Consider the following 22709-nt stretch of genomic DNA (forward strand, 5'->3'; position numbering starts at 1 on the left):
AACCTGCTCGGGGAGATCAACTCCCTTGGAAACGCGGGCTTCTGGGCCCATTGTGCCGAAATTGGTCTCAGGAACTTCCAAGTTTTTCGAGGGCCTCTGAACGCCTCACGCGCCCCCTGCGTATGGAACGGAGCCGCTTCACTCCTGTCGGGCGCCTCGATGCCCCGCAAGGAAGTCAGAGGAGTTCCATGGGACGCAATACAAGAAAACGCCGTTCGTCACTGGCCAACAAGGCCATAGCCGCATCGGCGGCTCTAGCGCTTGGCGGGGGCGGGCTGATCTGGGCGAATTTCTATGCTTCGGCGCACGAGGAGAACTCGACACAGAACAGCACCAAGGCCGCCGCCGCCCAGGTGGCCACGATCACCTGCCCGGACGTCGGTCAGCAGTTGACCAGCGTGCCGAGCGCCGCGAAAGCGAACGTCGACAACGAACTGGCGACTCTGGACAAGCAGATCACCGAGGCGTACGCCCGGCTGAGCTCGTCGCGTCAGGCGCAGGCCAATGACGCGGGCTTCGTCCAGAACGCGATCCTCGGCCCGCTGAAGGACAAGCGGACCGCGGTCATCGGCCGGATCAAGATCGACTTCAGCCGTGTCGGCGCCGCCGCCCCGGGCTCGCTCGACGGACTGGCCACCTGCACCGGCACCACCGCCAACCAGGCCCAGACCAACGCCGGAGGGAACTGGCAGAACAACCAGAACGGCCAAAACGGCCAGAATGGTCAGAACGGCCAGAACAACAACGGCGGAGCGACCGCGGCCCCGAGCGCGACGGCCGGCAACGGTGGTCAGCAGCAGGGTGGCAACGGCGGCCAGCAGGGCGGCAACGCCGGCAACGGCGGCCAGCAGACGGGCAATGGCGGTCAGGCCGGAAACGGTCCCGTCGCCGCGGACTTCGTGGACATCACGAAGGTCCAGGCGAACGTCGCCCAGAAGGCCCGCACCCGGGCCGGTGGTTCGGCAGGCACGTTCACCAGCTCGTGCGGTGTGAACGCCAACAAGAAGTTCAACACCGACAACGTGATCGTGGCGCCCGGTGTGGCCAACGGCGCGCACCACCTGCACGACTACGTCGGCAACCAGTCGAACGACGCCTTCGCCAACAACGACACGTTCGCCGCGGCCCAGACCAGCTGCACGAACCAGGGCGACAAGTCCTCGTACTACTGGCCGGTCGTGCGTATCCAGAACGGTACGAAGGACTTCGACCAGAACAACGACGGCGGTGGCAAGGAAGGCAACGTCGGCGCCATCCAGCAGGTCAAGCAGGCGCAGATCAAGTTCGTCGGCAACGCGAAGAGCAAGGTCGTCGCGATGCCGAAGTTCCTGCGGATCATCACCGGTGACGCGAAGACCACGACCAACGGTCTCGCGAACGCCAACGCGCACTGGAGTTGCACCGGCTTCGAGAACAAGGTGCAGCTGACGACGCAGTACCCGATCTGCCCCCAGGGCAGCAGCGTGGTGCGGTCGTTCAAGTTCCAGAGCTGCTGGGACGGTCAGAACATCGACAGCGCCAACCACCGTACGCACGTGGCGTTCGCCGACGCCCAGGGCAACTGTGGCAATGGCTTCAAGGCCATTCCGCAGCTGACCATGCGCCTGGTGTACAACGTGCCGGCCCCGGTCATCCAGAACGGGCAGGTCAAGAACGCCTACGCGGTGGACGGTTTCCCGGAGCAGCTGCACAAGGCCGCGACCGACCACGACGACTTCATCAACGTCTTCGACGAGAACGTGATGAACAACATGGTCAACTGCATCAACAGCGGCCAGCGTTGCAAGTGAGGCACTGAGAAGACCGGCAGAACCACGAAGAAGGCCGGCGGTGGAATTCCACCGCCGGCCTTCTTCTCTGCCGAGTACTCGCCCGACGGGCTGAGCCTGCCTGGCCGAACCTGCCGGGCGAGTACTCCCCCGATCCTGCGCGGTCAGCCCGTGTGGTGACCGGAGTGCGCGGTCTCGTTCCCCCCAGCACCACTGCCCCCCGAGTGGTGCGAGGCCCCCTCCTCCACGGTCCCGCCGAGCCGGCCGCGCAGCGTGCCGACCATCTGCTGGTCGCCGACGGCGACCCACTTGGCGCCGACGAGGTACGAGCCGCCGTAGTCCTTGGCCGCGTTGAGCCACTCCCGCTGCCCGCGGTCGGTGGCGAAGGTGGCGAGGATGAACTTGCCGCCGCTCACCTTGCAGACACCCTGGCGGATCTCGTCGGCGTCCGTCTGGATGTCCGGCTTGCACTTCGCCTCGGCGGCCAGCTCCTCCAGGCTGCCGGTCGCCGTCGCCGGGACCTCGGCCGCGGCGTTCTTGCTGCCGCTGCCCCCGTCGGCGCCGTTGTCGCCCGACCCGCCGCAGCCGGTCAGCGCCAGCAGGGCCACGGCGGCCCCGGCTGCGAGCTTCACGCGCGTCAACCTCATACGTTCCTCCGGTACCTGTCGGCGGCCATGCCACCGAGAGCCCCCGACAGGGGCCCCTCCTTCGATACGGCTCCCGCGCGCCCCGTGCTCAATCGTCCGCAAACCCGATACCACCACGGGCACACCTGTGCGAGAGTGACCCCGTGATCACGAACGACTGGGAAGAGCGCACCGCGGCCGCCTGGGCCGGCTTCGACGACTACGCCGAGGAGGACGCGGCGGACTTCCGCGCGGTCATCGACGCGCTCGTCGCCGAACTGCCCGACGACAGCCCGCTCGGCCCCTTCGAGCAGGCCTGCGCCTGGGACTCGACGGGCCACTCGGACAAGGCCGTGCCTCTGTACCGGGAGGCGCTGGCGCGCGGACTCAGCGGGTACAAGGGCCGCCGCGCCAAGATCCAGCTCTCCAGTTCGCTGCGGAACATCGGGCAGGCGGAGGAGGGCGTCAAGCTCCTCACACCCGAACTCGACGCGCCCTCCGACGAGTTGGACGACGCCGTACGCGGCTGTCTGGCGCTGTGCCTGTCCAGCCTGGGCCGCGACCGTGAGGGCCTCTCCCTCGTCCTTGGCGCCCTGGCGCCCCATCTGCCGCGCTACCAGCGGTCGATGGCGAACTACGCGCGGCAGCTGGTGGAGCCGGAGGCGTAGCAGCCCGCGGGCACCCGTGCGGGGCAGGTGACCATCCAACGATTCGCTCGTTTTGCTGAACGTGCAGTCACAGGATGTAGCCCCGCGCCCCGCACCCTCCTCCGGACCGGTCGTCGATGTCGAGCAGGCCGAGGCCGCGCTCGTCGAGCACTACCCGCGGCTCGTCCGGCTCGCCTATCTGGTGCTGCCGCCGAGCCTCGGCCGCAACCGGCGGGTCCTGACCGCGCACGCGCTCACGCAGCGCGCGCTGCCCCGGGGGCGTACGTCCGGTGACGCGACGGTCATCCCTGCCCAGCAGACCGGCGGCCGCGACGGCGACCCGGGCTACGCCTTCGTCCGTCTCCAGGTGGTGCGCACCGCGCTGGAGGCGGGACTGCCGCTGCGCCGCAAGGCCTGGCCCAAGCGGTCCCAACTGCCGCCGCTGCTCCCCCAGGTGTGGGGCCTGAGGCTCTTCCCGCGCTCCGGCGGCGCCGACGAACTCGCCCTGGACCAGCGGCTGTCCGCGCTGACCGGGCCCGCCCGCGCCGCCTACGTCCTGCGCGGTCTGGAGAAGCTGCCCGACGCGGACGTACGGAAGGTGCTGACGGCGGCGGGTGTCGAGGACCCCGGGGCGGCGCTCACGGAGGCCGACGGTCTGGAGAGCCAGGACGGTCTGCTGAGCTCCCCCGAGTTCGACCCCTGTTCGCTGCACGCCCGGCCCACCGATCTGATGCGCCGCAGGCAGCACATGAAGGCCGCGCTGGCCGCCGCCGCCGCGGTGGCCGTGTGCGGCGCACTGCTCGGGATGCCCGGGGACGGCTGGGGGCGCGACGGCGCCGCCGCCCCCTCGTACGCGCAGAACCCGGCGGCCGAAGCCGCCCTGGATCCCGCGCGGCTGACCATCGTGCCCGCGACGGCGTGGCGGGCGTCGGCGCGCACCGACTTCTCCGTGTGGCCCGCGCGCGGCGACCTCGTGGGCGACAAGGCGCTGCTGCGGCGTGCGCTCGCGGTATGGGCGCGGCCCGGCGAGTCCGTACAGGTCTCGGCGACCCCGGGCACCCCGTCCGGCGCCCCGCCCGGCCCGCCCCAGCTGCTGTACGCGGGAGCCGTCGACCAGGGGCGGGTGGTGCTGCTCTACGACGGTCTGCGTATCGCGCGGTACGCGGAGCCGAAGGACGGCACCGCCGGGGCGGCCCTGGACTTCGCGCGTGTCGACGGCGCGACCGGGTCCGAGGCGAACGCCGTGGTCCTCGACCGGGCCGACGGCAACGTCCGCTATCTGACGGCCCCTTGGGTGCGCAAGGCGGCCGAGCGGGACCTGCTGAAGCCGTCGTCCGGCACCATGGATCTCGCCCTCTCCGCCCAGGGAGTGACCGCCCCGCTGGCCAGCCCGGCCCAGGCGACCGGCGCCTGCACGACCTGGAACGTGCTGCAGCTGACGGACGACTCGGGCACCCGTCTGATGGCCGACCTCGGTGAGCTGACCCCGGCGCACCTCACCACCGGCCGGCCCTCCGCGCCGCGCGAGGCGTCCGGCGCGCAGGCGCTGCGCGCCTGGTCGCCGTTCGCCTGCTCGCTGGGTGACGTCCGTTCGCAAGGCGTGCGGTCCGTGAACGCCTGGGAGTTCGCGCACCAGCCGCTGCCCGACGCGAGCGGGAGTGCCGGGTGGGTGTGCACCCGGGCGGACACCTGGCGGGGCGGGGGCACGCGCGTGCTGGCTCAGTTCCACACGCCGGGCGGGAAGTACGGGGCGGTCGCGGCGAAGGCCGAGAACTCCGCGGCGTGCGGTCCACGTGATCCGCAGGTGCTGGCGGGCGTGCTCTGGAAGTCCGGCTCGGGCACCTGGTACCTCCTCGCCGCGGGCGGCAAGGACACGGCGTCGATCAGTGCGACGGGCGGGGTGCACGGCTCCGCACGCGGCTCCCTGCTCGCGGTCCGCACCGAGCAGGGGGCCCAGGCCGGGCTGAAGGGGAGCCTGGAGGACGGCCGGGAGATCACCGGTCTGCGGTAGGACGGCCCGGCGGGTACGACCGTCGGCACCTCACCGGCCGCACCTCCCCGGCCGCACCTCTCCAGCCGGCACCTCACTAGCTGACAGTCACGTCAACAAGTTGCCGCGCGGGGGTTTCGCCCGGAAGTACTCGTCAGTACATTGACGCCATGTCTAATACGCGGGCACGGCTGCCCCAGCCGGTCGACTCCGAGCGGATAGCCCTCAAGGCGCGGAAGGTGTCCTTCTCCTGGGAGGACACCCCACTGCACTGGGTGCCGGGCGATCCGTTCACCACGCACACCATCAACGTGCTGCATCTGCTGCTGCCCGCCGGTGAGCGCTGGTTCGTGCACGTCTACAAGCAGGTGCTGCCGTACATCCGGGACGAGCGGCTGCGCGAGGACGTCATGGGGTTCATCGGCCAGGAGGCCATGCACTCGCAGGCGCACGACGAGGTGCTCCCGCATCTCAAGGAGCTGGGGCTCGACCCGACGCCGTACACCGCGCAGGTCGACTGGTTCTTCGAGAAGCTGCTCGGCGACCGCACCCTGCCGCCGGGCCGGGCCCGCAAGTGGTGGCTGATGGAGCGGGTCGCCGTCATCGCGGCCATCGAGCACTACACCGCGTTCCTCGGCAACTGGGTGCTGAACTCGCAGGAGCTGGACCGGCGGGGCGCCGACCCGACCATGCTGGACCTGCTGCGCTGGCACGGCGCGGAGGAGGTCGAGCACCGGTCCGTGGCCTTCGACCTGTTCATGCACGTCGACGGCAGCTACCGGCGGCGCGCCCGGACCTGGGCGACCGCGTTCACCGCGCTGGTGTTCCTGTGGCAGCGCGGGACGCGGTTCTTCATGGAGAACGACCCGACCCTGGCGGCGGGCAAGGCCTCCTTCAAGGACCTCTATCTGAGCGGGAAGCGGGGCACTCTGCCCACCACCGGCGACATGCTCAGGTCCATCCCGCGCTATCTGAGCCGGTCCTACCATCCCTCCCAGGAGGGCTCCACCGAGCAGGCCGTCGCCTATCTCGCCTCCTCCCCCGCCGCGACGGCGGCGGAGCGGAGGGTGGCGTGAGGCCCCGGCTGCGGACCGTCGTGGCCGCCACCGGCGCGGCCCTGCTCGTGCGGCGCGCGATGCGCCGCCGGATCGCGGCGTCGCCGCTGTGGCCGCTGCCCGCCCTGGACGAGCCCGTCTCGGGACAGCCGCGCTCCCGGGCCCTGCGGCTACTGGTCGCCCGGCACGAGAAGGTCGCCGAGGGCGTCGTACAACTGCGACTGGAGGGGCGCGACCTGCCCCGTTGGGAGCCGGGGGCGCATCTCGACCTGGTGCTGCCGTCGGGGCTCGTACGGCAGTACTCGCTGTGCGGTGATCCGGAGGACACCTCGTCGTACACGGTCGCGACCCGGCTCGTGGCCGGGTCCGAGGGCGGGCGCGGTGGCTCGCGCGAGGTGCACGAGCAGCTCCGGGAGGGCATGGAGGTCGAGGTGCGCGGGCCGCGCAACCGCTTCCCGCTCGCACCCGCGCCGTCGTACGTGTTCGTGGCGGGCGGCATCGGGATCACGCCCGTCCTCGCCATGGTCCGGAGCCTCCAACAGGGCGTGGAGTGGCGGCTGTTGTACGGCGGGCGCACGCGTGCCTCGATGCCGTTCCTGGAGGAGATCGAGAAGCTGGATGGGTCCCGGGTCACCGTCGTCGCTCAGGACGAGGACGGACTGCCGGACCTGGACGCACTGTTCACGGGAGTCCCGGAGGGCACCGCGGTGTACTGCTGCGGGCCCGAGGGACTGATGGACGCGGTGGCGGCCCGGCTCCCGGACGGCGCGGCCCTCCATCTGGAGCGCTTCAGTCCGCACACCTCGACGGAGGGCAACAGTGCCTTCGAGGTCGAACTGCGGCGCAGCGGACGCACGGTGGCCGTGCCCGCAGGCTCCACCGTGCTCGCCGCCGTACGGGCGGAGCTGCCCGACACGCTGTACTCCTGCGAGCAGGGGTTCTGCGGGACCTGCCAACAGCGGGTGCTGGACGGGGAGATAGACCACCGCGACGAACTGCTGACGGATGCGGAGCGTGACGACTCGATGCTGATCTGTGTCTCGCGCGCGCTTGGTGAGCGAATCGTGTTGGACATGTGAACGACCTTGGGCGGACCGGTCCGTTCCGGGCCGGTTCCGATCGGTAAGGTGTTCGCATGACAACCGGGGTACGCCGCAGGATGGGTGTCGAGGAGCGACGACAGCAGTTGATCGGTGTCGCTCTCGAACTGTTCAGCCGACGCTCGCCCGACGAGGTCTCCATAGACGAGATAGCCTCGGCCGCGGGCATCTCGCGTCCGCTGGTCTACCACTACTTTCCCGGCAAACTCAGCCTGTACGAGGCGGCGTTGCAGCGCGCGTCGGACGATCTCGCGGAGCGGTTCGTGGAGCCGCAGGACGGGCCGCTGGGGGCGCGGCTGCTGCGCGTGATGCGCCGGTTCTTCGACTTCGTCGACGACCACGGGCCCGGTTTCTCGGCGTTGATGCGCGGCGGCCCCGCGGTTCCCGCGGGCGAGACCCGCTCCCTCGGCTCGGCGTCGACGATCAACGGGCTCGTCGACGGGGTGCGGCAGGCCGCCTACCTCCAGATCCTGTCGCATCTGAGGGTCGAGGACCCGCCCGTCCGCCTGGAGTTGGTGATCCGCTCCTGGATCTCGCTCGTCGAGTCGACGGCGCTGATCTGGCTGGACGGGCGGCGCATCCCGCGGGGCGAGCTGGAGGTGCAGCTCGTGCACGACTTCGCGGCGCTCGCCGCGGTGAGCGCCGGGTTCGACGACGAACTGGCCGCTCTGCTCCGCGAGGTCCTCAAGGGCGAGTCCCCGGAGGGACCCTTCAGCGACCTGGCCGTACGCCTGATCACCCTGGCCTCGCCCCCGGCGGCGTAGGGGCTACCGCTCGAACTTCCGGTACGACGGGTCGAGGTCGCGCACCTCGGCGGACGCGTGCAGCGTGATGCCGTCCTCGGGGTCGACGTACTTGCGCAGCAGATCCAGTACGCCTTCGGTGAGCTCCGCCTTGGTCTCCTCGCTCCGGCCGGCGAGCAGGGCGATCATGACGTGCACGATCGCGTGCCCTTCCGCCTCCGCTCCGACGACCTCGTCCTCGGTCCGCAGGAACCGGCTCTTGCACGCCTCGATCCGCGCGGCCGCCGTTTCGACCACCACGTTGTGCAGCTCGCGCGCGAACCCACCCCAGTCGACCCCGTCGAGATACGGGGAGTGTTCAACGGTGATCTGCGGCATGGGTACTCCTGTTCGAGGGACATCTGTCAGGGGATATCCCGATCACCCTAGCCGCAGCGCCAGCAGCGCGATGTCGTCCTCCCGGTCGCGGCCGAAGCAGTCGAGCAGGGTGTCGCACAGGGCGGCGGTGCCGGGCGGCGCGGCGGCGGCCGCGGCGCGGAGGGTGTCCATGGAGATGGCGAGGTCCGTGCCGCGGGTCTCGATGAGGCCGTCGGTGACCATGAGGAGCCGGTCCTCGGGCCCAAGGACGATCTCGGCGGGCGACGGGCGGTCAAGACCCAGCCCGAGCAGCGGTCCGGAGACCTCGGCGTACTCGGCGGTGCCCGCGTCGTGGACGATCAACGGCGGGATGTGCCCCGCGTTGGCGATCCGCGTGCGCCCGCTCTCCGGGTCGACCAGGACCAGGCAGACGGTGGCGGTGACGTCGGGATGATAGGTCTGGAGCATCCGGTCGAGCCGCCGGGCCAGGACGTCGGGAGCGGGGGTCTCGATGCAGTACGCGCGCAGCGCGTGCCGGATCTCCACCATGACGGTGGCCGCGTCCAGCGAGTGCCCGACGACGTCGCCGACCGCGGTGAGCACCCCCTCGGGGGTGCGCAGAGCCGCGTAGAAGTCACCGCCGATCTCGGTCTGCCGGGACGCCGGCACATAGCGGACGACGACGTCCAGCCCCGGCGTCTCGGGCAGCTTCTGCGGCAGGAAGCTGCGCTGGAGGGTCAGTGCGACATGACGTTCCACCTGGTACATGAGCAGCGGCTCCGCGGCCAGTGCGGTGGCCTGGGCGAGCCGGGCCACCAGGGTGTCGGTCTCCGGTATCCGGTCGGGCGCGCCGGGCACGGCGGCGGCCAGGCACACGCCCGCCGTGCCGCCCGGCGTCCGGGTCAGCACCAGGCGGGCGTCGTCGGGTGCGCCGGGTGTGAAGAACCCGGCGGGCCACTGCGGGAAGGGCACGACGGTGGTGCGCACCCCGCTGCTCGCCATGGTCCGCCGGATGAGCCGGGCCACGGCGTCGTGCGCGCCGAGGTCGGGCAGGGTGGCGCGGGCACGGTTGCGGGACATCCCGCGGTACAGCTCGCCGTCCTCGCCGAGCACGAAGACGGCGGCGGGGGTGCCGGTGAGCCGCGCGGCACCCTCGGCGGCGGCGGTGGCGAGTTCCTCAAGGCAGCGCGCCGTCTGGACGGCGACGATCGTCTCGGACAGCAGCGTCAGGCGCCGTACGCGCGTCTCGGCCGCCGAGCGGATCCGGGCGGCGCGCACCACCGCGCCGACGACCGCCTGGATCTCCTCGGGTTCGGCGGGCACCGACAGATAGGCCTCGCCGCCCGCGTCCAGGCCCCGGCAGCGGTAGCCGGGCCCGCCGTAGGAGGCGGAGAAGTGCACGACGGGCAGGGCCGCCATGGGCGGCTGTGCCTTCAGCCGGCGGCAGAGTTCGAAGCCGCTCATGTCCGGCAGGCCCACGTCGACGAGCGCCACGTCGGGCAGGACGCCCGCGCGCAGCCGCACGTCGAGTTCGACGAGCGCTTCACTCGCGCTGCCGACCGGCACGACGCTGTGTCCTGCGCGCCGCAGTACGGCTCCCAGGGCGTAGCGGCTGGCCGGTACGTCGTCGACGACGAGCACGGTGGAGTCGGCGCCGTCGCCGTTCCTGCGGCGCGCGCCGTACGTGCGGTACGCGGCGTACGTGCCGTTGCCGTCCATGGGAGCAGCCCCTCGGGCCACGAGTGGTGGGCGGACCCCGGGTCCGGGGCCCGCCCACCAAAATAGTCCGCTTACCGTGCGGTGCGGGAAAATACCGCCACAGTGCGCCCCGGAACGGCGAAGGTGCCCGAATCCGATGCGTAGGACGAGGACTTGACGGTAGGGTCCGTGCCCTTCGCCTGCACCGGGTGCAGCGCGTACGCCGTCCCGGCCAGGGCGTCCACCGTCTGCTTCTGCTTCTCGGGTGTCGCGTTGAAGACGACGACGAGGTCGCCGAGCTCCATCGTGATCACTCCCGGTGTCTCGTTCCTGCCGGACAGCGGGAAGGACAGCTTCGACTGGACCTGGCCGGCCGTGGAGAGCGAGAAGACGCTCTCGGCCGTACGGATCCGCTGCAGATCCCGGTACGCGGCCGAGGTGCCCTCGATCTGGTCGCAGCCGACCTTGACCGAGGTCAACAGGGGCTTGGCATAAGGCCACTTGGAGGCGTTGTCGGCCGCGGTCGGCAGACCTCGTGCGAAGCCGTTGCCGTCCCGGCAGTCCCAGTGGACGGCGTTGAACCAGTCACCGCTGTCGAACGAGTTGCGGTCCAGGGACTTGGAGCGCAGCAGGTCGGAGCCGGCCTGCGAGAGGGACGGGCCCTGCGAGAGGGTGGCCGTCGCCATCGCGAGGACCTGCATCCGGGCCCGGTCGTTCGCGCTCGTCGTCGCGGGCAGTTTGTAGGTGAGGGCGTCGTAGAGGGACTCGTTGTCGTGGGCGTCGGCGTAGGCGAGGGCGTCGCCGGGCGCGTCCGCGTATCCGGCCGGTTGACCGTTGTAGTCGACGTCGGAGCCCTTGACGTCCTTGCCGCTGCTGTCGGTGAACGCGTAGCCGCTCAGATTGCCCGACAGGCCGACCTTGATGAGGTCCTGGTAGTGCAGCAGACGGGCCTTCTGCTCGGCTGACGTGCCGTTGGCCGTCGAGGAGTTGGGGTCGGTGTAGAGGCCGGAGGCGAAGCCCTGGACGCCGGGGTCGGAGTCGAAGGGGCTCCCGCCGCGTACGACGTCGCGGGCGCGGTCGGAGAAGGTGGCGATGCCCGTTCCGGCCATGTTCTTCTGGGTGGCCTGGACGAAGCGGGCGTCGTCGGCGACCTCACCGAAGTTCCAGCCCTCGCCGTACAGGATGATCTTCTTGCCGTCGACGCCGTCCTTGGCGAGGGTGAGCGCGTCGAGTGCCTTGCGTACGGCGAGGATGTTGGCCTTGGGGTGGTGGCCCATGAGGTCGAAGCGGAAGCCGTCGACCTTGTACTCCTTGGCCCAGGTGACGATCGAGTCCACGACGAGCTTGCCCATCATGGCGTTCTCGGTCGCGGTGTTCGCGCAGCAGGTGGAGTTGGCGACGCTGCCGTCCGCCAGGAGGCGCTGGTAGTAGCCGGGGACGACCTTGTCGAGCACCGAGGTGTCGGCCTGGCCGGCGGCCGCGGTGTGGTTGTAGACCACGTCCATGACGACCCGCAGGCCGTCGCCGTTGAGGGACTTGACCATCCTGCGGAACTCGACGGTGCGCCCGGTGCCGTCCGGGTCGGTCGCGTACGAACCCTCGGGGACCGTGTAGTGGTACGGGTCGTAGCCCCAGTTGTAGGCGTCCTTGGCGGCGGTCTTCGCCACGCACTCCTGCTGCTTGTCGGAGTCGGCGGCGTACGAGGCGAGGTCGCAGTCGGTGTTCGTCTGCTCGGACTTCTTCTCGGGAATGGTGGCGATGTCGAACACGGGCAGCAGGTGCACGTACGAGGTGCCCGACTTCGCGAGTTCCTTGAGGTGCTTGGAGCCGTCGCTGTTCTGGTCGGTGAACGCCAGGTAGGTGCCCTTCTCCTTCTCGGGAACCGTCTTGTCCTCGACCGAGAAGTCCCGGATGTGCAGCTCCTGGATCTGGGCGTCCTTCAGCGCCACGGCCTTCGGCTTCTTCAGCGCCGACCAGCCGCTCGGGGCAAGGGACTTGGCGTCCAGGTCGACGATCAGGCTGCGCTCGGAATCTGCGGTCAGAGCCACCGAGTACGGGTCGGTGACCTTGTTGGTGACGACCTTGCGGACGGTCGGCGCCCACACCTTCACCACGTACCGGTACTGCTTGCCCTTCCAGGACGCGGGACCGGTGAGCGACCACACGCCGGTGGTGTCGTTCCGCTTCATCCGCACCGTGGAGCCGTCGAGCTCCAGGGACACGGACTGCGCGGTGGGCGCCCAGACGGCGAGCGTGGGGCGGCCCTTGTCGAATGTGGGCCCGAGGTGGGCCTTCGTCGCGTCGTACACATCGTCGAGTACGCCGGCGATCTGCACGCCCGTCGCCGCCAGCACCGCTCCGTTGGCGGCGCGCTGGGAGGCCACGAGCTGTCCGTTCAGTGCCTCGCGCACCCGGCCCTGGTCGCGCGGGTCGACGGACCAGGCCGTGTACGCCTTCAGGTGCGGGAACCTGGCCTTCTGCGCGTCGGTGAGGCTGGTCCTGGAAAGCCTCAGCCAGCGCTCGTCGTCACTGGTGAGCGCGCCGTCCTTCACGGCGATCGAGCCGTCGCGGGAGTACAGGAGCTGGGTGGAGGCGGCGGCGTCCGAGCCGTTCCAGGCGACCGTGTTCCGGTCGATCCAGACGGCCTTGGACGTCGTCAGGTCGAGCGCGGCCGCGCTGCCCGCGGGCTGCGGGAGCAGGTACTTCTCCTGGCCGCCCACCAGCCACACCTCATGGCCGTTCGCCGTGAGGTCGAGCGACTGGTCGGTGGGCAGGTCCTTGTCGTCGCCCTTGTGCAGGATGTAACTGAGGCTGGTTGCACCGTCGGTGAGCGGCACCTCGTAGACCGCGCCGTAGGCGTCCGTCTTCACCGGCTCCAGGGGCTTCGACCAGTCCGTGGGGCTCGCGGCGCCCGTCCAGACGTGCAGTCCCCAGCCGTCGTAGTTGCCGTCGGCGCGGTGGTAGTGCAGGACCGCCTTGGTCTTGTCCTGCGCCGGGTAGTCGGGCTTCTCGGTAAGGACGGCGTCCTTGCCCTGCTCGACCCAGACCTCGCCGGTCTTGGTCACGTCGATCGTGCGGTCGGTGGCGACGTCCTTGTTGCCGTCCTTGTCGATCACCAGGAAGCCGACGCTGGAGGCGCCCGGCTTCAACTTGACGTAGGCGAAGGCCCCGTAGGCGTCGCGGCCGATGAAGTCGTGGCCGGCGGGCCAGGTCGTCGACTCCCCGTCGGCGAGGTCGCCCCACGCGTACAGCCGCCAGTCGGTGTAGTCGCCGACGGTGCGCTTGTAGTGGACGACCGCGTAGTCGCGCGAGGAGGCCGTGGGGACCTCCGCGGCGGGCGGGGTGCCGGTCGTCGAGCCGGCCGTTGCGGCGACGGTGCGTCCCGCGGAGTCGACGACAACTGCCTTGTAGCGCAGGGCTGTTCCAGCCGGTACGTCCTTGGCGATGGTCTGGGTGACCTTGTACGGGGCGTGGTCGGCGGAGCCGAGAGTCTGCCACTTGCCGCCCCCGACCTGTGCGGCGAACACGACGCGGTTGAGCCGGCCGCCTTCGACGTCGGCGGACAGCTCGACGGTGCCGGTGGCGCCCGCGTCGGGGGCCTTCAGCGTCAGCGACGGCTTCGCGGCGGGCGCGGCGAGTTTGCCCGCGGCCTTGAGGACGACGGCGGAACCGGCCGGGACGGTGACCGTGATCTTCTTGTCGGGGTCGCTCGTCAGGGAGTCGTCGGTGCCGTAGATCCCCCGGAACGCCATGTCGGCGGACCCGGTCGCGAAGGTGGCCGACTTCGGCTCGCCCGCGTTGTTGAAGGCGACGACGTACTCGGTGCCGGTCCTCGCGTCCGTGCGCGAGAAGGCGTAGACGCCGGCGCCGTCGGCCGCGTACCGCTGTGTCTGCACGCCGTCGGCGAGCGCCGGGTTGTCCTTGCGGAGCTTGGCGAGAGCGGCGATCTCCTTGTAGAGCGGTGCGCTCGTGTCGTACGCGTCGCTCGCGTGCGTGCGGTCCGTGCCCAGTTCGTCGTCGTCGAGGTAGTCGGCGACCTTGGAGGCGAACATCGTCTGGCGGGCGTCCTTGTCGCCGCCCGCGCCGGTGAAGCCCTGCTCGTCGCCGTAGTAGACGACGGGGTTGCCTCGGCTGAGGAACATCAGCTCGTTGGCGAGCCGGTCCTTGGCGAGGAGCTCGGCGTCGGTCGCCTTCGGGTTGTCCTGGTTCAGGAAGTACCCGATGCGGCCCATGTCGTGGTTGCCGAGGAAGGTGACCTGCTCGTACGCGTTGGCCTTGTCCGTCGTGTACTTGTAGTCGTCACCGAAGACCGAGGCGAGCTTCTGCGCGCTGCCGCCCTGGGAGGCGTACGCGCGGGCCGCGTCCTGGAAGGGGAAGTCGAGTGTGGCGTCGAGGCGGCCCTGTGTGACGTACGGCGAGGTGATCGACGTGTCGGCGGAGTAGACCTCGCCGAACATGAAGAAGTTCTTGCGGCCCCGCTCGGCGGCGTACTTGTCGAGCGCGGTCGCCCACTGGGTCCAGAACTCGGTGTTCACGTGCTTCACGGTGTCGATCCGGAAGCCGTCGATGTCGTAGTCCCTGACCCACTTCTCGTAGATCTTCTCCATGCCCTTCACGACCTCGGGACGCTCGGTCCACAGGTCGTCGAGGCCGGAGAAATCGCCGTAGGTGGTGGACTCACCGGCATACGTGGAGTCACCGCGGTTGTGGTACATCGCCGGGTCGTTGAGCCAGGAGGGGACCTTGGCGTTCTTCTTCCCGGCGGACACGGCGGGGGTGCCCGGGAAGGAGCCGGTGCCGACCGAGGGGAAGCCCCTGCCGCCCGCGGCGTAGTCGGCGTCGTCGAACGGCTCGCCGTCCTTGGTCAGGTACGGGAAGGCGCCCTTGGAGAGGTAGCCGTAGGACTTCTCCTCGTAGTCGACGACGTCGGCCGTGTGGTTGGTGATGACGTCGAAGAAGACCTTCATGCCCTTGGCGTGGGCCTTGGAGATGAGGGTCTCCAGGTCCTTGTTGGTGCCGAAGTGCGGGTCGACCTGGGTGAAGTCGGTGATCCAGTAGCCGTGGTAGCCGGCCGAGGCGTCCTTGCCGGTGCCCTGCACGGGCTGGTTCTTGAAGATCGGCGCCATCCAGATGGAGGTGGTGCCGAGGCCCTTGATGTAGTCGAGCTTCTTCGTCAGGCCCTTGAGGTCGCCGCCCTGGTAGAAGCCCTTGTCGGTGGGGTCGTAGCCGGTCGCGAGGCGTGAACCGGTCAGGCCTCCCTCGTCGTTGGACGTGTCGCCGTTGGCGAAGCGGTCCGGCATCACGAAGTAGAACTGCTCGCGGGTGTCGTCGTGCCGGGCGGGCTCGGCGGCGAGCTTCGCGTCCGAAGGGGGTGCGGGCGGGGTCTGTGCGCGTGCCGCCACGGGCTGGACGAACACTGCCGTGAGGGCGGCCACGGCGATGACCGCGGCCCTTCTGCGCTGCGGGGTACGGCGCGCCCAGGGCGCCGGCCATCTCGGTATCACAGGGTGAACTCCTTGCGAATACGGCTCGATCGGGCCTGGTCCAGGGCCGCTGTGCGGCAACGCTGCCGGGCGCCGGGCGCGACCGTATCGCCAACGAAAGGTTTACAGCAAGAGTCTTGCAACTCACGGCAAGAACTTTCAACAACGACCTTGGCGCACCCTTCTCAACTGGCCCGGGCTCACGACTTGTTGAATCCCCGATCCCCCTCACCAGCACCAGCAGCCCGGTCACCGTGGGAGCGGTGGCCGGGCTCCGAGTCGTGCGTGGGTGTTCAGCAGCTGGTCTTGCCCGCATAGACCGCCAGTGCCGTGTTGGCCCCCAGCGTCGCCGTGAGCTGGCCCGAGCCGTTCACTGTCACCGTCGTGTTGTTCTGGACGTTGCAGTAGGTGCCCGCCGCCAGTGACGTCTGGTAGGTGCGGCTGAGGGACGAGGTCTCGTGGTTGATGGCCACGAAGCCCTTGCTGCCGCGGCCGAACGCGATCGCGTCGTTGCCGTTGTCCCACCAGTTGGTCATGGACTCGCCGCGGGTGGTGTTGCGGAAGGCGACCATGGACTTGATCTCCGGCCAGGCGTGCTGGCACTTCCAGCCGTCCTGCCAACAGGCCGTCACCGAGCCGCCGTTGGGCGGGCCCGCGTCCGTGGACGACCACTCGTAGCCGGAGTTGATGTCCGGGGCGCCGTACGGGTAGGCGAGCATGAAGACGTTGGCCAGGGTGTAGTTGGCGCCGTCCTTGTAGTTCAGGGTGCTGCCGTTGCGCTCGGTGTCGTGGTTGTCGACGAAGACGCCGGAGACGGAGCTGCTCATGTAGCCCCAGCCCTCGCCGTAGTTCTTGAGGTAGGCGAGGTTCTCGTTGTTGAAGACCCGCTTGAGGTCGTAGGCGTAGCGGAACTCCTGGACGTCGCCGTTGCCCGTGTACTCGGTGGGCTGGACGGCCTCCCCGCTGCCGTAGATGACCTCCTGCTTCCAGTACACCGACGTGTTGCTCAGCCGGGACTTGATGTTGGCGAGGTCGGCCGCGGGGATGTGCTTGGCCGCGTCGATGCGGAAGCCGTCGGCGCCGTAGCCGAGCAGGGTGTTCATGTAGCCGGCGATCTTCGACCGGACGTAGTCCTCGCCCGTGTCCAGGTCGGCGAGCCCGACGAGCTCGCAGTTCTGGACGTTGGTGCGGTTGGTGTAGTCGCTGATCGTCGCCGTGCAGTCGTCCATGTCGTACGACGAGTACAGGCCCGGGTAGTTGTACTTCGTGTACGAGGAGCCGCCGGTGCCGGTGCCGCTGCCCGCCGACATGTGGTTGACGACCGTGTCGACCACGACCTTCACGCCCGCCGCGTGACACGTGTTGATCATGTTCTGGAAGGCGGTGGCGTCGCCGAGCCGCCCGGCGATCTTGTAGCTGACCGGCTGGTACGACGTCCACCACTGGGAGCCCTGTATGTGCTCGGCGGGCGGTGAGACCTGGACGTAGCCGTATCCGGCGGGGCCGAGCGTGTTGGTGCACTCCTTGGCGACCGAGGCGAAGTTCCACTCGAAGAGGACGGCGGTGACGTCCTTGGTGCCGGGCGGGGACGCCTCGGCGATGCCCGTGGGAACGGTGAGCGAGACCGCCATGCCGGCCGCGAGGGCGACCGAGGCGGCCAGAGTCTTCCTGACCATGTGTACTCCTGCACTTCGTCGTGCGGGTGGGGGGATGGAGCGAAGGGTGATGCGAGTTTCGTACCGGTATGCCCATGTGTGAGGCATTGACGGCCGTCCGCCTGCACACCGTTGCGTGATCAACAAGGCCGGACGTGAGCGGGAACGTATCTCCGGCTGTCAGGTTTCAGCAAGATGTCGTAACAACTTTCAACAGATGGCTTACCACCGCCAGTTCACCCGTCAAGGTGACCGGAGCCACGCGGGACCGCCCCCAGGCTGCCGACACACGCCGGTAACGGGAACGTCACGCTTCCCGGATCCTGCAGAAAATTCCTTGCAACGCCTTTCGCAAGGACTTGCAGCGCTGTTAGCTTCCCTTTCAGCCCGGCGGCCGTCGAAGGGACAGACGGCACCCGCGGTCCTCCCAAGGGAAGATCCGGGCACCCCTCTTCTAGGAGCTCATATGCGACGTGGCATATCGATCGCCGCCGCGGTGACCGTCATCGCGCTGTCCGCGACCGCCTGCGGTGGTTCCGACGACAACTCGTCGAGCAAGCCGAAGGACGCCAAGGACGTCTCGGGTTCGATCACCTACTGGGACACCTCGGATGCGGCGACCGAAGCTCCGACGTACAAGGCCCTGATCAAGAAGTTCGAGGCCAAGTACCCGAAGATCAAGGTGAACTACGAGAGCATCCCGTTCACCGACGTCGAGCAGAAGTTCAAGTCCGCCGCGAAGAGCGGCAAGGGCGCCCCGGACGTCGTCCGCACCGACGTGGGCCTGATGGCCGAGTACGCGTCCCTCGGTTACATCGCCCCGCTCGACGGCACCACCGCGCTGACGAGCACCTCGGACTTCAACTCGGGCCCGATGGACACCACCAAGTACAACGGCAAGACGTACGGCGTCCCGTCCGTCACCGACACCCTGGGCCTGCTCTACAACAAGGAGCTGCTCAAGAAGGCCGGCATCGACGCGCCGCCCACCACGTGGGACGAGTTCATCAGCGACTCGAAGACGATCAAGAAGAAGACCGGGGCCTACGGCACCTACCTCAACCCCGACTCCTACTTCCTGCTCCCGCTGCTCTACAGCAACGGCGCGGACATGGCCGACACCTCGTCGAAGAAGATCACCATCAGTGACGACGCCGCCGTCACCGCGCTGACCACGGCGAAGAAGATCAACGATGAGGCGTCGATGAAGGTCGACTTCGCGAACGCCTACCAGAACATGCAGACGGCCTTCAAGAACGGCAAGGTCGCCATGCTGATCCAGGGCCCCTGGTCCGTCGGCGACGACGTCACCGGCAAGGCCTTCAAGGGCAACGAGGACAACCTCGGCTACGCGCCCGTCCCGGCCGGTGCGGGCGGCAAGGCCCAGGCCCCGACCGGCGGCCACAACCTCACGGTCTACCAGGGCTCGAAGAACCTCGACGCCAGCTACCTGTTCACTCAGTTCATGACGTCCACCGAGAGCCAGGTCGACATCGCGACGAAGACGGGCACGCTGCCGACCCGCAAGTCGGCCTACACCTCCGAGGTCACCGCGAACGCCAAGATCGCCGGCTTCAAGCCGATCCTGGAGCAGACCGCCCGCCCGCGCGTCGCGCTCCCCCAGGTCGGCTCGCTCTTCACGCCGCTCGCCCAGAACTACGTGAAGATCCTGCAGGGCGACTCGTCGGTCAAGGACGGGCTCGACCGCACCGCCAAGGAGTTCCAGAAGCTCCTGCCCGGCTACTCCATCGGCTGATCACCCGCCCGGTAGCCAGTAGGCAATCAAGGACACGCAGCCCCGGGGAAGGACTTACCCCGCTGCCGCCCCGCCTGGGGCTCCCCTGGGGCTGCGGAACCACCAGGACCCGGCGGGTTTCGCGAGAAACCCCCCGGACTCCACCCAGACTTCCGCCGCGAAAGAGCCGATGAGGATGACGACCGCAGCGAGCACCGAGAATTCCGGCAAGACAGCGCGAGGCGACAAGGCCGCGCGCCCCCCACGCGTTTCGGCGCTCCGACGGTCCTGGGACAAGTACTGGTACGCCTGGGCCATGGTGGCCCCGGTCGCCATCGTCCTGGCCGTCCTCGTCCTCTACCCCCTCGGATACGGCATCTACCAGTCGCTGACCGACGCCAACGAGGCGAACGTCGCGACCACCATCGGCGCCTTCCACCGCCCGGCCACCTACCAGTTCGTCGGACTCGACAACTACTGGGACGTGCTGACCGGCGCCGACAGCGACTTCTACCCGCGCCTGGTGTGGACGGTCATCTGGACCGTCTCCTGCGTGACGCTCCAGGTCGGCCTCGGCATGGGTCTCGCGGTGCTGCTCAACCGCAAGGTCCGCTTCCGCGGCTTCTACCGCGCGATGCTGATCCTGCCCTGGGCGGTCCCGTCGTTCATCGGTGTGTTCGCCTGGCGGCTGATGCTCAACTCGCAGTACGGCGTGTTCAACGAGGTCATCACCGCGTTCGGCCTGCCCGCGCAGGACTGGCTCGGCACCCCGTTCGCCCAGAAGGTCGCCGTCATCATGGTGAACGTCTGGATCGGCATCCCGTTCAACATGGTCGCGGTCCTCGGCGGACTGCAGTCCATCCCCAAGGAGTTGTACGAGGCCGCCGAGATGGACGGCGCCTCGCCCTGGCAGCGCTTCGTCAACGTGACGCTGCCCGGCCTGCGTCCGGTGACGAACACGGTGATTCTGCTCGGCTGCATCTGGACGTTCAACATGTTCAACGTCATCTATCTGCTGCTGGGCAACAACACGAGCGGCGACGCCGACATCCTGGTCACCTTCGCCTTCCGCAAGGCCTTCACCGGCATCTCGGACTACGCCGGGGCCGCGACCTACGGAATCATCATCCTCGCCCTCCTGATGGCCTTCTCGACCTTCTACCGCCGCAGCACCCTGAAGTCCGAGCAGGCGTAAGGAGCCCTCGCCATGACCGCAGCAACCCACGAGACCTCCGCGTCCGCTCCCACCACCTCCCGCAGGTCCGCCACGGCCGTCCCCCGCAAGGTGCGAGGCCGCGAGGAGCGCAGCCTCGGCTCGTCGATAGCCCTGCACGCCACCCTGATCCTGGCCACGGTGATCGCGGCCTTCCCGGTGGTGTGGATCCTGTTCATCTCGCTCGGCCCGAAGGACGCCTGGCAGGAGCCGGGCAAGGTGCTCGGCAACCTGAGCCTGCACAACTACAGCGACGTACTGGCGCATTCGGATCTGCCGAAGTGGTTCCTCAACACCGTCATCGTCGCCGGCGGCACCACGGTGCTCGGTGTCTTCCTCGCCGCGACCGCGGGCTACGCGGTGTCGCGGATGAAGTTCCCGGGCAGCAAGCAGTTGATGTGGACGTTCCTGGTCACCCAGATGTTCCCCAGTATCGTGCTGATCGTGCCGCTGTACCTGCTGATGTCCGAGCTGAACCTGCTGGACAACTACCTCGGCCTGATCCTGGCGTACGCGACGACGGCAGTGCCGTTCTGCGCCTGGATGATGAAGGGGTACTTCGACACGATCCCCAAGGAGATAGACGAGGCGGGCCGGGTGGACGGCCTGACCCCCTTCGGCACGTTCTGGCGGCTCATCGTGCCGCTGGCGAAGCCGGGCCTCGCGGTGACCGCGTTCTACAGCTTCCTCACCGCCTGGGGTGAGGTCGCGTACGCCACGCAGTTCATGCAGTCCGACCACTACACGCTCTCCGTCGGCATCCGCACCTTCGCGCAGGACCAGCGGCCCGACTGGGCGTGGACCTCGGCCACGGCGATCATCATCACGATCCCGGCGGCCATCGTCTTCATGCTGGTGCAGCGCAGCCTGGTCTCCGGGCTGACCGCCGGCGGCACCAAGTCGTGACGGCCTTCCCGCACTTAGCAAGCCCCGCAAGCGCCTCCGTCGATCCCCCCGCACCCCTAAGGGAATCCATGACCCAGCACGTCACCGACGCACTCCCCACCGACGCCTCCTCCGCCGCCTCCGGGCGCCGGGAGTGGTGGCGCGACGCGGTCATCTACCAGGTCTACCCGCGCAGTTTCGCCGACGGCAACGGCGACGGCATGGGCGACCTGCCCGGCGTCCGCGCCCGGCTGCCGTACCTGAAGCAGCTCGGCGTCGACGCGGTGTGGCTCTCCCCCTTCTACGCCTCCCCGCAGGCGGACGCGGGCTACGACGTGGCCGACTACCGTGCCGTCGACCCGATGTTCGGCAATCTGACGGACGCCGACGACCTCGTCCGGGACGCGCACGCGCTGGGTCTGCGCGTCATCGTCGACCTGGTGCCCAACCACTGCTCCGACCAGCACGAGTGGTTCAAGCAGGCGCTGCGCGAGGGCCCCGGTTCGCCGCTGAGGGAGCGCTTCCACTTCCGTGCGGGCAAGGGCGACAGCGGTGAACTGCCGCCGAACGACTGGGAGTCCATCTTCGGCGGCCCGGCGTGGACGCGCGTGCCGGACGGCGACTGGTACCTCCATCTGTTCGCGCCCGAGCAGCCCGACTTCAACTGGGAGCACCCGGCCGTCCACGACGAGTTCCGCTCCATCCTGCGGTTCTGGCTGGACCTGGGCATCGACGGCTTCCGTATCGACGTGGCCCACGGTCTGGTCAAGGCTGCGGGCCTGCCGGACATCGGCCACGACGAGCAGGTCAAGCTGCTCGGCACCGAGGCCGTGCCGTACTTCGACCAGGACGGCGTGCACGAGATCTACCGCAGCTGGCGCCGGATCCTCGACGAGTACACGGGTGAGCGGATCGCCGTCGCGGAGGCGTGGACGCCGACCGTCGAACGCAGCGCGCTGTATCTGCGCCCGGACGAGCTGCACCAGGCGTTCAACTTCTCCTACCTCACCACCGAGTGGAACGCGACCGACCTGCGCGAGGTCATCGACCGCTCGCTCGGCGCGATGAACGCGGTGCACGCGCCCGCGACATGGGTGCTCTCCAACCACGACGTCGTACGGCACTCCACGCGTCTCGCGGAAGGGGACGAGGCGCGTGGTCTGCGCCGGGCCAGGGCGGCGACCCTGCTGATGCTGGCGCTGCCCGGCTCGGCGTACCTCTACCAGGGCGAGGAGCTCGGTCTGCCCGAGGTCGTCGACCTGCCCGACGAGGTGCGCCAGGACCCGGCGTTCTTCCGCAGCGCGGGGCAGGACGGCACCCGTGACGGCTGCCGGGTGCCGATGCCGTGGTCGGGCGAGGTCGCGCCGTTCGGCTTCGGTCCCGTCGAGGGCGGGCCGAGCTGGCTGCCGCAGCCGGCCGACTGGAAGCACCTGACGGTGGAGGCGCAGGAAGGCGACCCCACCTCGACGCTGGAGTTCTACCGCAGCGCGCTCGCCGTGCGCCGCGACCACCCGGCGCTCGGCGCGGGCCGCCGGATCGACTGGCTGCCGGCTCCGGAGGGTGTGCTGTCCTTCCGCCGCGACACCGAACAGGGCTCCTTCGTCTGCACGGTGAACCTCACCGGGGCCCCGGTGCGGGTGCCGACGCCGGGCAGCGTGCTGCTGGCGAGTGCGGATGTCGAGGCGGGCGCCGAGGCGACCGAACTGCCCGCGGATTCAACGGTCTGGTGGGCAGCCTGACATGCGACCGGTAC

The 22709-nt window shown here is 69.2% G+C and carries 15 protein-coding genes; 10 read left to right on the forward strand and 5 right to left on the reverse strand.

What is annotated here, in order from left to right; translation table 11 throughout:
* The first annotated feature begins 188 nt into the window (after positions 1-188).
* A complete protein-coding gene (locus tag ACN6LB_RS16675) occupies positions 189-1790 on the forward strand; it encodes a DUF1996 domain-containing protein (protein WP_445026536.1) in 1602 nt (533 codons plus the stop codon).
* A gap of 143 nt (positions 1791-1933) precedes the next feature.
* On the opposite strand, the gene ACN6LB_RS16680 is transcribed toward ACN6LB_RS16675, so the two are convergent.
* Positions 1934-2416, reverse strand: a complete 483-nt coding sequence (locus tag ACN6LB_RS16680) for a hypothetical protein (RefSeq protein ID WP_445026538.1) — start codon at positions 2414-2416, stop codon at positions 1934-1936.
* Between the two features lie 146 nt (positions 2417-2562).
* Between ACN6LB_RS16680 and ACN6LB_RS16685 the strand changes: the two genes are divergently transcribed.
* From ACN6LB_RS16685 to ACN6LB_RS16705, 5 genes are all read left to right on the forward strand, one after another.
* Positions 2563-3063, forward strand: a complete 501-nt coding sequence (locus tag ACN6LB_RS16685) for a tetratricopeptide repeat protein (protein ID WP_445026646.1) — start codon at positions 2563-2565, stop codon at positions 3061-3063.
* Positions 3064-3124: 61 nt separating this feature from the next.
* On the forward strand, positions 3125-5053 hold the full coding sequence (locus tag ACN6LB_RS16690; protein WP_445026539.1) for a hypothetical protein: 1929 nt from the start codon (positions 3125-3127) through the stop codon (positions 5051-5053).
* Between the two features lie 149 nt (positions 5054-5202).
* On the forward strand, positions 5203-6108 hold the full coding sequence (locus ACN6LB_RS16695; protein WP_445026540.1) for a metal-dependent hydrolase: 906 nt from the start codon (positions 5203-5205) through the stop codon (positions 6106-6108).
* 59 nt (positions 6109-6167) lie between these two features.
* Positions 6168-7166 (forward strand): PDR/VanB family oxidoreductase, encoded by a 999-nt coding sequence (locus ACN6LB_RS16700; RefSeq protein ID WP_445026647.1) that lies wholly within the window; start codon positions 6168-6170, stop codon positions 7164-7166.
* A 56-nt stretch (positions 7167-7222) separates the two neighbouring features.
* The gene (locus tag ACN6LB_RS16705; RefSeq protein ID WP_356140001.1) at positions 7223-7951 is read left to right on the forward strand and encodes a TetR/AcrR family transcriptional regulator; all 729 of its coding nucleotides are present in this window, start codon (positions 7223-7225) and stop codon (positions 7949-7951) included.
* A gap of 3 nt (positions 7952-7954) precedes the next feature.
* Here the strand turns inward: ACN6LB_RS16705 and ACN6LB_RS16710 are convergent, their stop codons facing one another.
* The 4 genes from ACN6LB_RS16710 to ACN6LB_RS16725 form a co-directional block, all read right to left on the reverse strand.
* Positions 7955-8308: a 5-carboxymethyl-2-hydroxymuconate Delta-isomerase gene (locus tag ACN6LB_RS16710; RefSeq protein ID WP_445026541.1), complete on the reverse strand. Its 354-nt coding sequence runs from the start codon at positions 8306-8308 to the stop codon at positions 7955-7957.
* Positions 8309-8350: 42 nt separating this feature from the next.
* Complete coding sequence (locus ACN6LB_RS16715; RefSeq protein ID WP_445026542.1) at positions 8351-10006, reverse strand: SpoIIE family protein phosphatase; 1656 nt, start codon at positions 10004-10006, stop codon at positions 8351-8353.
* Between the two features lie 71 nt (positions 10007-10077).
* Complete coding sequence (gene pulA, locus ACN6LB_RS16720; RefSeq protein ID WP_445026543.1) at positions 10078-15489, reverse strand: pullulanase-type alpha-1,6-glucosidase; 5412 nt, start codon at positions 15487-15489, stop codon at positions 10078-10080.
* A gap of 272 nt (positions 15490-15761) precedes the next feature.
* Complete coding sequence (locus tag ACN6LB_RS16725; RefSeq protein ID WP_445026545.1) at positions 15762-17144, reverse strand: alpha-amylase; 1383 nt, start codon at positions 17142-17144, stop codon at positions 15762-15764.
* Between the two features lie 445 nt (positions 17145-17589).
* Here ACN6LB_RS16725 and ACN6LB_RS16730 point away from each other — a divergent pair, with 445 nt between their 5' ends.
* The 4 genes from ACN6LB_RS16730 (at position 17590) to ACN6LB_RS16745 (ending at position 22695) form a co-directional block, all read left to right on the forward strand.
* The gene (locus ACN6LB_RS16730; RefSeq protein ID WP_356140008.1) at positions 17590-18879 is read left to right on the forward strand and encodes an extracellular solute-binding protein; all 1290 of its coding nucleotides are present in this window, start codon (positions 17590-17592) and stop codon (positions 18877-18879) included.
* A gap of 175 nt (positions 18880-19054) precedes the next feature.
* Positions 19055-20053 carry a carbohydrate ABC transporter permease gene (locus ACN6LB_RS16735; protein ID WP_356140009.1) on the forward strand — a complete coding sequence of 333 codons (999 nt, stop codon included), beginning with the start codon at positions 19055-19057 and terminating at the stop codon, positions 20051-20053.
* A gap of 12 nt (positions 20054-20065) precedes the next feature.
* Positions 20066-20977 (forward strand): sugar ABC transporter permease, encoded by a 912-nt coding sequence (locus ACN6LB_RS16740; RefSeq protein WP_356140010.1) that lies wholly within the window; start codon positions 20066-20068, stop codon positions 20975-20977.
* Positions 20978-21045: 68 nt separating this feature from the next.
* A complete protein-coding gene (locus ACN6LB_RS16745) occupies positions 21046-22695 on the forward strand; it encodes a glycoside hydrolase family 13 protein (protein WP_445026547.1) in 1650 nt (549 codons plus the stop codon).
* Positions 22696-22709: the final 14 nt, after the last annotated feature.

It is taken from the genome of Streptomyces sp. SAS_270 (assembly GCF_052543295.1).